Origin of the sequence: Thermococcus radiotolerans, assembly GCF_002214565.1 — an archaeon.
Taxonomy (GTDB): domain Archaea; phylum Methanobacteriota_B; class Thermococci; order Thermococcales; family Thermococcaceae; genus Thermococcus; species Thermococcus radiotolerans.
In genome coordinates this window covers 1,856,855-1,868,990 of record NZ_CP015106.1, presented here as the reverse complement: position 1 = coordinate 1,868,990, position 12,136 = coordinate 1,856,855, and the positions used below count along the sequence as shown (strand labels likewise).

The 12,136-nt window shown below is 53.0% G+C and carries 15 protein-coding genes and 1 rRNA gene; 9 read left to right on the top strand and 7 right to left on the bottom strand.

All coding sequences use genetic code 11. The features are described from left to right. Positions 1–106: ribosomal RNA gene (rrf, locus tag A3L10_RS10255) — 5S ribosomal RNA — on the bottom strand. Between the two features lie 143 nt (positions 107–249). On the opposite strand from rrf, the gene A3L10_RS10250 reads away from it, so the two are divergent. From A3L10_RS10250 to A3L10_RS10230, 5 genes are all read left to right on the top strand, one after another. Continuing rightward, entirely contained in the window at positions 250–1,296 is a 1,047-nt protein-coding gene (locus tag A3L10_RS10250) for a DUF835 domain-containing protein (protein WP_088867511.1), read from the top strand. Positions 1,297–1,338: 42 nt separating this feature from the next. Further along, the gene (gene scpB, locus A3L10_RS10245; protein WP_088867510.1) at positions 1,339–1,956 is read left to right on the top strand and encodes an SMC-Scp complex subunit ScpB; all 618 of its coding nucleotides are present in this window, start codon (positions 1,339–1,341) and stop codon (positions 1,954–1,956) included. Between the two features lie 135 nt (positions 1,957–2,091). Continuing rightward, complete coding sequence (locus A3L10_RS10240; protein WP_088867509.1) at positions 2,092–3,156, top strand: OB-fold nucleic acid binding domain-containing protein; 1,065 nt, start codon at positions 2,092–2,094, stop codon at positions 3,154–3,156. 10 nt (positions 3,157–3,166) lie between these two features. Beyond that, a complete protein-coding gene (locus A3L10_RS10235) occupies positions 3,167–3,544 on the top strand; it encodes a single stranded DNA-binding domain-containing protein (RefSeq protein WP_088867508.1) in 378 nt (125 codons plus the stop codon). Beyond that, positions 3,541–4,344 (top strand): OB-fold nucleic acid binding domain-containing protein, encoded by an 804-nt coding sequence (locus A3L10_RS10230; RefSeq protein ID WP_088867507.1) that lies wholly within the window; start codon positions 3,541–3,543, stop codon positions 4,342–4,344. The genes A3L10_RS10235 and A3L10_RS10230 overlap by 4 nt, the downstream gene beginning before the upstream one ends. 31 nt (positions 4,345–4,375) lie before the next feature. Here the strand turns inward: A3L10_RS10230 and A3L10_RS10225 are convergent, their stop codons facing one another. The 3 genes from A3L10_RS10225 to A3L10_RS10215 are packed head-to-tail and all read right to left on the bottom strand — an operon-like array spanning position 4,376 to position 6,711. Then, complete coding sequence (locus tag A3L10_RS10225) at positions 4,376–4,756, bottom strand: ribonucleoside-triphosphate reductase (RefSeq protein ID WP_088867506.1); 381 nt, start codon at positions 4,754–4,756, stop codon at positions 4,376–4,378. 12 nt (positions 4,757–4,768) lie between these two features. Then, on the bottom strand, positions 4,769–5,599 hold the full coding sequence (locus A3L10_RS10220) for a geranylgeranylglycerol-phosphate geranylgeranyltransferase (protein WP_088867505.1): 831 nt from the start codon (positions 5,597–5,599) through the stop codon (positions 4,769–4,771). 44 nt (positions 5,600–5,643) lie between these two features. Further along, on the bottom strand, positions 5,644–6,711 hold the full coding sequence (locus A3L10_RS10215; RefSeq protein WP_088867504.1) for a Clp1/GlmU family protein: 1,068 nt from the start codon (positions 6,709–6,711) through the stop codon (positions 5,644–5,646). A 161-nt stretch (positions 6,712–6,872) separates the two neighbouring features. On the opposite strand from A3L10_RS10215, the gene A3L10_RS10210 reads away from it, so the two are divergent. Next, a complete protein-coding gene (locus tag A3L10_RS10210; protein WP_088179754.1) occupies positions 6,873–7,337 on the top strand; it encodes an Lrp/AsnC family transcriptional regulator in 465 nt (154 codons plus the stop codon). Here the strand turns inward: A3L10_RS10210 and engB are convergent. Further along, positions 7,284–7,913, bottom strand: a complete 630-nt coding sequence (gene engB / locus A3L10_RS10205; RefSeq protein WP_088867503.1) for a GTP-binding protein EngB — start codon at positions 7,911–7,913, stop codon at positions 7,284–7,286. The genes A3L10_RS10210 and engB overlap by 54 nt on opposite strands. Before the next feature lie 93 nt (positions 7,914–8,006). Here engB and A3L10_RS10200 point away from each other — a divergent pair, with 93 nt between their 5' ends. Further along, on the top strand, positions 8,007–8,663 hold the full coding sequence (locus A3L10_RS10200) for a hypothetical protein (protein ID WP_088867502.1): 657 nt from the start codon (positions 8,007–8,009) through the stop codon (positions 8,661–8,663). Here A3L10_RS10200 and A3L10_RS10195 read toward each other — a convergent pair. Next, on the bottom strand, positions 8,660–8,830 hold the full coding sequence (locus tag A3L10_RS10195) for a preprotein translocase subunit Sec61beta (RefSeq protein ID WP_088179751.1): 171 nt from the start codon (positions 8,828–8,830) through the stop codon (positions 8,660–8,662). The genes A3L10_RS10200 and A3L10_RS10195 overlap by 4 nt on opposite strands. 283 nt (positions 8,831–9,113) lie before the next feature. On the opposite strand from A3L10_RS10195, the gene A3L10_RS10190 reads away from it, so the two are divergent. Beyond that, entirely contained in the window at positions 9,114–9,428 is a 315-nt protein-coding gene (locus tag A3L10_RS10190; RefSeq protein ID WP_088867501.1) for a hypothetical protein, read from the top strand. A 108-nt stretch (positions 9,429–9,536) separates the two neighbouring features. Then, positions 9,537–9,914 (top strand): 30S ribosomal protein S6e, encoded by a 378-nt coding sequence (locus A3L10_RS10185; RefSeq protein ID WP_088179749.1) that lies wholly within the window; start codon positions 9,537–9,539, stop codon positions 9,912–9,914. Between the two features lie 47 nt (positions 9,915–9,961). On the opposite strand, the gene A3L10_RS10180 is transcribed toward A3L10_RS10185, so the two are convergent. Beyond that, positions 9,962–12,097, bottom strand: a complete 2,136-nt coding sequence (locus A3L10_RS10180; RefSeq protein WP_088867500.1) for a transglutaminase-like domain-containing protein — start codon at positions 12,095–12,097, stop codon at positions 9,962–9,964. Positions 12,098–12,136: the final 39 nt, after the last annotated feature.

The following is a 12,136-nucleotide window of genomic DNA, read 5'->3' as shown; positions in this document are numbered from 1 at the left end:
GGCTTCCCGCCCCCTCCCGGAGGGCAGTACAACCGGGATCGCTGGCGGGCTTAACTTCCGGGGTCGAAACGAGACCGGGTGTGACCCCGCCGCTATGACCGCCGTACCGCTGTTAACCTTTCGAGTTGGGTTTATAAAGATTACGGTCGCCCTAGAGTCCACACTCACACTCTAGCCCCCACAGAGTAGCCAAAGCTTTTTATACATGCAGAACACAAGTTAACAGCCGGACGCACCAGGAGGGTCAAGATGAACACTACTCTCCTAATGGTAGGCCAAGCCCTGAGCCTCTCGGCCAAGTTCGCCGTTTCGGCGGTACTTCTAATGGTCTACATACAATCACGACGAAAATCCGCGTTCATCTGGGCCATCGCCTGGCTCGTGGCGGCCATGAGCATAGTGGCCGATGCCCTCGGGATTCTCCAGTTCGCCGCGTTGACCGAGGCGACGTCCTCCTCGCTGCTGTTCCTTGGCTCCCTGGTATTCCTCTCCGAGGAACTCGGGAAGAACCTCAGGTACCCGAGCCTGTGGGCAGCCCCACCGCTCATCGCAGCGACCTACGGCATTTTCCTTGGAAACGATTGGAACTCGGTCGTTGGAATCCCCTACGGCGTTTCTGCCTTCTTTATAGTTCTCTCAGGCGTTTTAATAGTTGCCTCCATCGATCCGAAGTTCAAAAGCGCCAAGCGTGCGGCATTCGCCCTTGGCATCCTTGGGGCCCACAAGATGGATTACCCGTTCCTCAGGACCGTGACGTGGTTCGCACCGATGGGCTTCGCCATAGGCGCGGCATTGACCGTGGTCGCGGCGTACTTTATGGCCCGAATGGTGCTGTCCAAGGAGTTCATAAACCTCACTGGAACGATAAGGTTCGAAATAGACCCCGGCATCGAGCTCGTATCGAGCAGCGAGTACCGTAGGGTAAAGGAGGACCTCAAGGGCTACCCCGTGCTCGCGTTCATCAGGGAGCTGACTCCCCCGGACGAATGGAAGGCCTACTTCCTAACCAGTCTGCCCGGGAGGGACACGATAGCGCCAACGAACCTTCCCAGAATTCTGGAGCTCTCGGGGAGGTACCTCAGGGAGGCCGAGATGAGAGGAGTGACCGGCGTCGTGGTCATCGATGGGATAGAGTACCTCGTCATACACAACGGAATAACGGCCGTGACTAAGTTCCTAGGAACGCTCAGGGACCTCGTGATACTGAGGGATGGCAGGCTGGTAGTGGTGGTAGACGAAACCGCCCTGGAGAAAAAGGATTACCTGACCATAAAGCGCGTTCTCATCGGAGGGTAAACCCTATAAGAGAGGGGCCCAATTTTCAATGTGGTGGTAATAATGGGACTCCTTGAGGACAAGGCCCTTGTTGAGGCTGCACTGTTCGTTTCTGGAAGACCGCTGAGTGCGAAGGAGCTCTCAAGGGCTCTAGGAATAAGATCGCTGGACTACCTCGAAAAGCTCATCGAGCTTATAGCCGCAGAGTACGCCGAGAGAAAAAGCGCGATAGAGGTTGTGAGGGTCCTTGGGGACAAATACGTCATGCAGGTAAAGCAGGAGTACAGCCAGCGCGTCGTTCACCTCATGCCGAGGCCGGACCTGAGAACCGGCGAACTGAAGACCCTGGCCCTCATAGCCTACCTCCAGCCAATAGAGCAGAGCAAGGTGGTGAAGCTCAGGGGCAGTCAGGCCTACGAGCACATAAGGAAGCTCCTCGGAATGGGACTGATATACGCCGAGCCGTACGAGAGGACGAAGCTCCTCGGAACGACTCCAAAATTCGCCGAGCTTTACGGCTTCCCCGAGAACGACCCCAACATCATAAAGGAGGCGTTCAAGAAGGTCGTTCACGCCGAGTACAGCGACCTCATAGCGAAGCTCGAGGGCAAAGGGGATGGCGAAGAATTTCAAGAACCCCAGGAGATTGAAGTGGAGACCTCTATGGAGGGCGAAGAGTAATTCCTTGACCCTTCAGTCACTCAATTTTCCTTCAGAGGAGGAAATCGCCCTTCCTTTCTGAAAATTGGCCCCTTGGACCGAGTTTGGAGAAAGGTTTAAATAGTCCGAGCCATCATTACCATTAAGGTGAGTGTTATGGGAGTGTTAACGAAGGAGCAGATTATTGAGATGATCGAGGGGCAGAAGGGCCTCTCGAGGGATGAAATCGAGAAGAGAATATCGGAGATAGCCTCCCGCGAGGGAATCTCCGAGCACGCGGCGGCATTGATGCTTGCCGAGGAGCTCGGGGTGAATCTTGAGGGCAAGGAGGAGCTCCTCCACATAGCCGACTTGGTTCCGGGAATGACCGGCGTTAACGTCGTGGCGAGGATTCTGAGGAAGTACCCGCCCAGAGAGTACCAGAAGAGGGACGGCTCCACCGGACAGGTGGCCAACGTGATAATATACGATGCCACCGGAAAGACGAGACTCGTTCTGTGGGACGGCCTCGTGACCAAATATTACAACGAACTCAATGCTGGCGACCTCATCAAGATAATCGACCCCAGCGTCAGGGAGGGCCGGAACGGCGTCGAGCTGCACGCCAACTTCAGAACCAGGATAATCCTCAACCCGGAAGACCCGCGCGCCGGGGAGATACCCCCGATTGAGGAGGTCAGGAGCTACAACTATCAGCGGAGAAAGATAGGTGAGCTGATGGGAGGCGAGCGGTTCATTGAGGTTCGCGGGACGATTGCGAGGCTCTACCGCGTTACCGTCTACGACGCCTGCCCGCAGTGCAGGAGGAAGGTCGACTACGACCCCGCAACGAACAGCTGGGTATGCCCAGAGCACGGCGAGGTTCAGCCGGTTAAGATAACGATAGTGGACTTCGGCCTCGACGATTCCACGGGATACATAAGGACAACGCTCTTCGGAGACGATGCGGCCGAGCTGGTGGGCAAGGATCCAGAGGAGATAGCCGAGAAGCTCAGGGAACTCGTCGAGAGTGGTTTAACGCTCAGGGAAGCCGGAAGGAAGCTGGCGGAGGAGGAGTACTACTACCTGCTCGGCAGGGAGGTAATCGTCAGGGGCAACGTCGTGGACGACAAGTTCCTCGGGCTCATCCTGAAGGCCTTTGGATGGGACGAGGTTGACCCGAAGCGCGAGATCGCCAGGGTGAGGGCCGAGCTGAAGGAGGTCCTCAAGGATTTGGTGTGAGGTGTTGACGATGGAGGAAGTTAGGTTCAGGCGCAGGAAGCCCGCCGTCGAGAGAAAGATTGGGGAGATACAGGAGGACGACACCAGAGTTTCGCTCATCGGGAAGGCCTTCAAGGTCGACAAGATGGATTACACCTTCTGGCTCGACGACGGAACGGGCGTCATACTCATCGAGAGCGAGGAGAACGTTCTTCCCGAGAACGGACAGATCGTCAGGGTCATCGGAAGGGTCATCAGGAACGAAGAGGGGATGCACATCTATGGCGAGGTCGTCCAGGACTTCAACAATGCAGACTTGGATGCGCTGGAAGAGATCAGGGAGCTCGAGAGGAAGGTCCTGCCCAAAGTTGAGGGCATCATAGAGTTCTTCGGAGGTGAGGGACTATGAAGAAGCGCCTTCCAGCGAGCAGGGTCTACATCAAGGACATCATAGACGGCTACTACGTCAAGAGTGAGGGCGACTTCGAGCCGAACTATCTGATAACGAAAGACGCCAGAAAGGTCTACCGCGTTAAGGTCGTCGCCACGGTCGTCAGAGACCCCATGATGAGCGAGGACGAGAGCTACGGAAGGTTCCAGATTGATGACGGCACCGGAACGATGTGGGTCTTCGGTTTCAGGGAGAACACCCGCTTCATAAACCTCGTGAAGAAGGGCGACCTGGTTCAGATTATCGGAAAGGTTGGGGAATGGCGCGACGACAAACAGATACTCGTCGAGGGCATAGCGAAGGTCGAGCCGAACATGTGGATACTCCACCGCTTCGAGACGCTGAAGGAGAAGGCCGAGCACGCCAAGAAGGCCAAGATAGCCTTCGAGATATACGACCGCTACGGGATAACCGCCAAGGCCAAGGTCATAGCCAAGAACAAGGGCGTAAGCGAGGACATGCTCATGACCATAGACGAACTCTACACCATGATGCTCGAACAGAGGAGCACCGAGGAGGCCCTCTTCGAGGAGGAGGTCGTCGAGGAGGAACCCAAGGCAGAGAACCCGGAGCTTGAGAAGGCCAAGAAGGCCGTCCTCGACCTGCTCCGCGAGAAGGGTAAGGCACTATCGCACAAATTCATAGTCAAGAAGCTCTCGAAGGAGATCGATGAGGAGCTTATCGAGGAAGCGATAACCCAGCTCCTGGCGGAGGGCGAGATATACGAGCCAGAGATCGGCTACTACGAGCCGCTTTGAGGCTCTTATCTTTTTTGAAAAAAGAGAAAAGCTAGTACTGCTCCCTCATCGTCCTTATGACCGGGTCGTGGATTAGAGTTGAGGTTATGCTGTCCACCATGCGGAAGAACTCGTCGCGTCCCTTTTCGAGCGGCATGTTCTCCAGGCCTATCAGCTCGCATTTTCTCCCGAGTATCCATTTGCCGAGCACTATCTTCTCCCTGTCCCCCTTCTTGGCGTCTATCCTCGCTAGACCGTAGGGAATGTCGGCCGTCCACCAGTTGGCCTTAAAGGTAACGCGCCAGCCCGCATCCTCAACGGCTTCCACGAGTTTTTCAAGTGTCTTTGCAGGCCCGTAGGGCGTTTTAAATGTGATGACAGTCCACAGCTCCTCGGATTCGAGGTTTCTCACGAGCTCATCCTTAAACTCCATACCTCCACCTCCTCACACTATCGCGGCTATTATGAATGCCATGACGGCCAGGAAGATGCTCACCTTGAGCAGCTTCTGGGCCCTGTGTGCCGATTCCCTGTCCTGGTTCTTAAGTATAATGTACGCGGCGTAGAGTATGATCAGGTCAACCGGCACCATTGCGTAGTAACCAAGGCCGACACCGGCTCTCACCGGCAGGAACGAGGCCATCACAGTCAGAACGGCAAAGAGGGCCCCGATGTAAGCTGCCTTCTTCTCGCCCCATATTATTGGAAGCGTTCTGGCGCCCTTGGCAACGTCCCCCTCAACGTCCTCGATATCCTTTATAACCTCCCTCGCAACGTTTACCAGAAAGGCGCAGAGCGCGAGGTAGCCGGCCAGGCCGATGTGCTCAACGGCGAGGGCTCCGTAGAGTGGCGTCGCACCGGTGAGGCCAGCAACCACGAGGTTCCCTATGAACGGGAGCGGCTTGAGCTTCCAGGCGTAGAGAATCATCGCGGCGTAGGCGATAATTGCCAAGATGAACGCCTGGATGTTTATGAAGTACGCAAGAGCCAGGCCGACTGCCAGCAGGAGCAGTGAGTAGTAGAGGGCGGTTTTTCTGCCCATCGCACCCCTGGGAAGGGGCCTCTCGGGCCGGTTGATTTTATCTATCTCGTAGTCGAAGTAGTCGTTTATCGTGTTGCCCCCCGCACAGCCGAGGGTGACAACCAGAAAGACCAGAACCGCCGTGGCTAGGTCCGGAAAGTGTCCAACCGCGACTATCGAGCCCAGAACACCCACTACTCCGGCAAGAACGCAGTTGTGGGGCCTGGTTATCTCCACGAAGGCTTTGAGTTCCATTAGGGACACCTAATTCGATTAGGTTATTGCCTTAAAAATCTTTGCTAGAGCTCCTCCCTCCGGAGAAGGCCAAGCTCCTCGCCCGTCTCAAGCACCCTTATCCTGCCAAAGCGAAGCTCAACCGCTTTACCAACTTCATCGGCAGGGAGGGGCGTCAGAACCTGTGCTTTCATCTCGCCGAAGTTTATCCACTTGAGTATCCCGACGCCCAGGCAGAGTCCGCTTCCGTCGATGAAGCCCACCAAGAGGTTGCTCAGCCTCTCAAAATCGACCGCATGGATTACCGAGCGGCCGTACTGCCTGGGACCGGGCTCGACATCGGCCTTGACAACGACGTACCGCTCACCCCTCCAGCCGGCTATGACGAGCCACATGAAGAGCGCCGAGAGAAGGTCCCTCTCCTCAGGAGTCAACGGCCTGCCCCTGAAGAGCTCCGTTCCGGTGGGAACCGTCTTCGAGAGGTCGACCTCGACGAGCGAGGCGTTCGAGAAGTAGGCCCTCCACTTCTCCCTCCGGACTTCCCTGCGCTCACTCCTCGAATGCCCCCTCGCCTTCTCGCTGATGGAAAGGGTCACAGCTTCCCCGTAGGGGGAGAGAAGCCTCCGCAGGTGGGAGAGCTCACCGTTCCTCTCGAGGAAAACGATGAGCTCTGGTTTCACAAGCTCGGCCTTGAGGCGCTTCATCTCGATGCCCGGACCGGTGACGAAGCCGGTCGTGTCTATGAGGACCACGTCGGCTTCCTCTGAAGCCATGTCGGTCAGCCTCTTAACCCCGACAGCCATCTCTCCCGTGTAACTCCCGGGGGTTATGGTGCCTATGAAGTAATGAGCATATGCATGAAGTTCACCGATTGACTCAAAGGGACCCTCGGGAAAGGCGAGGCTTATCGTGGCGGGGGGAAGGATACCCTTCTGGCCGACGTCGCTGTCAACCACCGCAACCCTGAGGCCCTCATCAATGAGCCGATTGGCTAGAAACGTCAGTAACGTCGTCTTTCCACTGTCGGTGGCGCCTATCAGCATGACCTTTGCGAGTCTCTCCAAGCTAATTATCCGCTCAAGGAGCTCAAACCTGTCTGGCGGAACGTCCTCCGTGTAGGTCGCTTTGTTCATGTGAGTTCCTAGGAGGCTGGAATTAAAAAGCTAACTTTTGGAAAGACTTATAAGAGTGGTAGTGGCCATAATCCACGGAACCAAAAAATTTGACATAAGACTTAAAAATAGTTGGCTTAATAAAGCTGTAAACGCTAATCTTGCAAAAGGAGGTTTCGGAGATGGAAGGGAGGTCGACTCTTACCCCGAGGCAGATAAGGCTGCTCAGGAAGTTCTACGAGGAAGGAAAGACTATCGAGGTGCACACCGTCGAGAAGACCCAGGACGAGCTTGCGGAGGAGCTTGGAATCACCAGGCAGGCCCTCAGCAATCACCTTAAAGTGCTTAAAGAACTCGGCTACATAAGGACCGGAAGGGGCTTCATAGACCTCACCGACAAGGCCCTTGACCTTCTCGGCGAGAAGAAGGGCGACGTCTTCGTCTTCGTGAAGATAGAGCCCACCAAGAGAAAGCACGTCTACGAGCACATTAAGGAGCTCAAGATAAAGAAGATATACCGCGTCACCGGCGACATAGACCTCATCATCGAGGCCGACAAGACGAAGCTCGACGATATCCTCGAGGAGATAGCCTCACTCGACGGCGTCAAGGAGACCATTACCCACATCGTCCTCGAAGTCCTCTGACTCCGTTTCCGCGGAGGGCCGCTTCCTGCCCTCTTTAAGCTTCTTCTCCATGAGCTTCCTCAACTCAAGGAGGTTCTTCCCGAACTTGGCGGATATTGGAACAAAGGTCTCGGGCACCTCGCTGTAGGGAACGCCGAACTTCTCGGCTAGAAAGTTTATTGTCCTCTGCAGGTTCCTTATCTTGTCCATCTTGTTGACCGCGACTATCACAGGGATTCCCAGCTCTCGGAGGAAGGCGTAGAACTCCACATCTATCGGTATCTCCCCGCGCTTCTCCCAGCGCTCTATTATCTCCGGGGCGGCTTTGCCATCAACCACGAGAACCGCCAGCTCGATGTCATCGGCGTTGTCCTCGATGAAGTGGACTATCTCGTCCTTGATCCTCTCCTGTTTCGCCTTGGGAACGCCGCTCATGAAGCCGAAGCCGGGCATGTCCACAACCAGCTTCCCGCGCCAGTTTATCTCCACGGGCTTCCTAGTAACCCCTGGCCTCTTGCCCCTCTTGACCCACTTGCCGGTCAGACGAAAGATGAGCGTGCTCTTGCCAACGTTCGAACGTCCCACGAATATTATCATCTCTCTCACCGTAAGCGATGAAGTTCTTTCGCCTTATAAGCCTTGGCGGAAAAGTTAAGTAGGCGAAGGGATAAGTCCCAACGGTGGTGTTTTATGGTAGAGGGTGGCGAAACCAAGGCCAACCAGCTCATCAACAAATTCGTCATATCCCTAACGGATGGGAAGATACTAGGCTTTGTGACCGACATAAACGTCGAGGTTGAGGGTGATCAGTTCTACTTCATCCTCAAGATGAAGGAAGTGGAGAACCTCGGAAAGGGCCAGAGCATGTTCTCCAGCGAGAAGAAGCTCAAGATAAGGCCGAGCGATATAGTCAACGTTGGGCCGGACGTTATAATCCTCGGGAACGGTAAGGTTCCACCGCTCAGGGAGATAGAGAGGCTAAACCAGATAGCGGAGGAGTACAACTCCCTCGTGAGGGAGCTCGAGGCCAAGGAGAGGCTCATCGAGAAGCTCAAGGAGGAGAACTACGAGCTGACAAAGAAGCTCGATGAGATGCAGAGGGAACTTAGAAAGCTCCAGGTGATGAAGGAGGACTTCGAGCACCTCAAGGAGCAGCTCGTCAGGCAGGAGGGACAGCTCGAGATGGCCAAGGACTACATAAGGCTCCTCGAAGGGCTCAGACACGACATCGACAAGATAAAGGACGATGTGGATAAGCTCATCCAGACACAGCTGGAAGAAGTGGTCAGGGCGATAATCAACGAGGAGCTGAACGCAAGGGGATTAAAGAAGACGAGCTTCATTTAACCAAAGAGCTGCGTTCCAAAGGCGTGAAGGAGTATCTCAAGGGCCACCAAGATGAGCGTAACCGCTATGACGCCCCTCGGGCTTATCTTTATTGCCCTGGTGTCCTCGTCGAAGAACCTCATGAGACCGGCACCGGTTGGCGGAAGCGTTGTTCTTTCTTTTGCCATTCATCTCACCCCTCAAGGAGTGCCTACGGGCGCTAAGGTATAAAAAAGTTTTGATTGGGGGTTCTCCTCTGAAAACGTGCTGAATTTTTATAACTTTTTCCTTTTTAAATAGCAAGTTAATTCGGTCACAATCTTTATATACAATAAGGGCAATGCCTACACAGCAGGTTCTGTCTGGGTGAATCTAAAGCGGAGCGCCCGGAAGCAAGCGACCATTTTCACCCAGCGGCGCTCCCTCTGGCAAGAACATATGAAAGTTATTTGATACATGGGAGGTGTTCGTATGGCGATGTTCCTCGTCACCCATCGCTATTCAGATGAAGAGAGCATCAAAGCGACTAAGGAAGCTGCCGATTTCTTCAAACGGCTGCCCCTCACGGGCGATGTTGAGTTCCTCGCTTCGTACAATTTCGTCGGCGGAAGTTACACGATATGGCGGGCCAAGGACAGAGAAGCCCTCGAAGAGTACATGAAAACAATAGATGCCCCAACCTTCCACAAGAACATGGAGATCACCGAAATAGTTCAGAGCTACCCTCCAACGGTTGAGTACACCGTCAGGCTCTGGGAGATGCTGTACCACATGAGCGGCGGCTGACCTTCCATTTTATTTTTAGAGGAAACTTTTTAAACACCAAACCACAGCGCTCACTGGATAAGGGGTTTACCCAATGAATCCCGCTAATGACACAGGAGGTGGGAGGAAATGGCGACCTTTAAGCTCGTTATATCCAACCCTAAGAACGGCATAGCCAGGCAGGTTGAGATAAGCGGCGAAGGAGCCGAGAAGCTCATAGGAAAGCGCATAGGAGAGGAGATTCCCGCGAGCGAGCTCGGACTCAACCTCACCGAGATCTTCGGGGAGGAGATTCCGGGCAACGTCAAGCTCAGGATAACCGGTGGTACCGACAAGGACGGCTTCGCCATGAGGCCCGACGTCCACGGCCCGAGGAGGGTCAAGATCCTCGTTTCGAAGGGTCCGGGCTTCAGGCCGAAGGAGAGGGGAGAGAGGAGGAAGAAGACCGTCAGGGGCAACACCATCAGCCCCGAGATCGTCCAGATCAACATGAAGCTCGTCTTCTGAGCTTCCTCCTTTCCCCAAACTTATCGCTTTTCTGAGTGCATAACCTGCTACGTTGCAATTTGAAGTACCATCACCATGCGGTTGATTTCATAGGAGTCCCCCTCAGAGTCCTGGATCAGGACTGTATTGTATTCATCGCTATCGACCAGTAGATAGTACCTGTCACATTCTCTGATTGGACCAACCCAGTCCTCGTTCGAGAAAGCTGGTCCCGGCCAGTAATATCTTACGAGTTTTTCCGCAAGCAGTGGGTGGTAGTAAAGCTGAAATCCTGGATCGGACCACCAAAGGGTCCATCCTTTGTGAAACCCTACTGGTAACAGAGTTCTTGCACTTTCGTTCCGTTGTTTAATTGACTCAAGATCTGCCTCCGCGTTACGCTTAAGCCTCTGATCCTGTTGATATCCAGGATAAAGCTCAGTAAACATCTCCTTTGTCAGGTTTAGGACCACTTCGAGATCCTGCGAAGTGAACTTATAGGCTCGTTTTTTGAGGCTTCCACTTCTCCACGTCCAGTTTCTGATGTCTACTTCTCCATTTTCATTCAGGGCCACTCTATAGAAAGTTACATTGGAGATTTCTCCGAGGCCTCCCCAGATAGAGAACCAATAATAGTTCCCAAGGGGTATCATTGGCAGATGCTGATCCAGTACAAAGTATTCCTTCTCGAGTTTTACTGCCACAGTGGCGTGTCCCACCTCTTGATCAACATAGTCAATGCTTAAAACGTATATTGGACTTACATTAGCCTCAAGAAGAAAAGCGGCAGTGAGCAGAGCATAGTCTCCACAAATTCCACTTTTGTACCTGAAAACAGTATCATTCACCGCCTGAAGTCTTGTCAGATTAGCATAATACTCCTTGTTATAACTACTCAGATAATCCCACATCTCAACGCTTTTATCCACGTACTCTGCCTTGGTATCGTTGTATTGGATATTCTCATCAATCCACTGGAGAATTGCCCATGCCCGATCCAATGTAGAGTTGTATTCCCAAAACTGCTCGGAGATCCCTTTAATTCTCTCACGCAGTAATTTACTGAGGCCAGCTTTCAAAGTTTCTTCATCAATTGAACCGTATCTCCAGTCAGAAGTTGGATCCGTGCCAATTTTAACTTCGTATCCATCTGGCAGGTAATCCCCATCGGAGTCGGCATTAAGTGGATCAGAGTGATAAGTAACCACCTCGGCCTTATCAGTCAAACCATCATCGTCCGTATCGTTAACAAGAGGGTTCGTGTTGTATTCCAGAACTTCTTCTCCATCGGAGAGTCCGTCCCCATCGGTATCTGGATTAAGAGGATCAGTACCAGTTTGAGAGATCTCCATGTTGTCATCCAGGCCATCATTATCCGCATCATGGGAGGAGGATTCTGCTTTGTGTTCATCAATAGTGCTGCCGTCTTTGGAAGTGTTACTGCCATTGAAAAAGCTCGGAGAGAGTGTCTGAGAGGAACCATCACTGCCTCCATTGGGCTCTAGAACTCTCTCGTTGTTACCAGTTGGAAGCACTTTACTAATAATGGCTCCATCGTTGTGGGCTAAATCCCAAAGAGCAAAAAGAAGCAATACTGCCAAAGAGAACGCTACGAAGTTCTTCCACGAAAACTTGTGTCCCCCATTTGATGGTTTTGAATCCCTAGACACTGCAGGCTTATAGGTACTATCCCTGGTTTGATTCCCGTCCTGGCTGAGTACAATGGTTTTTTCATCTCTGTGCTCATGAGCCTCTTTTACCATCCTCTTTTTCAGTTCCTCATCCTCTCGCTTAATTTTGGCTGCCTTTGATTCTACTTCAGGTCTTTTTGAATCAACATAATCTCCAATCTCTAGGTAGTCCCCTACCTTTTCTGCCATTTCCCACAAATCCTTCATCACCCGTTCTTTGGTCTCACTATCTGGGAGCTTGGCTTCAATTCTAACTATTATGTCCAGGAGAGAGTCAATGATTTCATGTCCACGCTCAAAGAAGTTATCTCTGTATTTGTACCATAGCTCATTTCTCCATTCTTCTAAATCACTAGCAAGAAAATCCCCAATTGTATGATCGGTCCACTTTAAGCCAGTATATCCATCACGACCATAGACAACACGATTCCCAGAACGCAACTCTACGATGACCCAGTTTAGATATGGATTGATTATTCTGGTTATAAGATAGTGGAGGTCCTTTTCCTGCATTGTGATACCTCCCCTTTGTCAACAATATGTTATTCACAT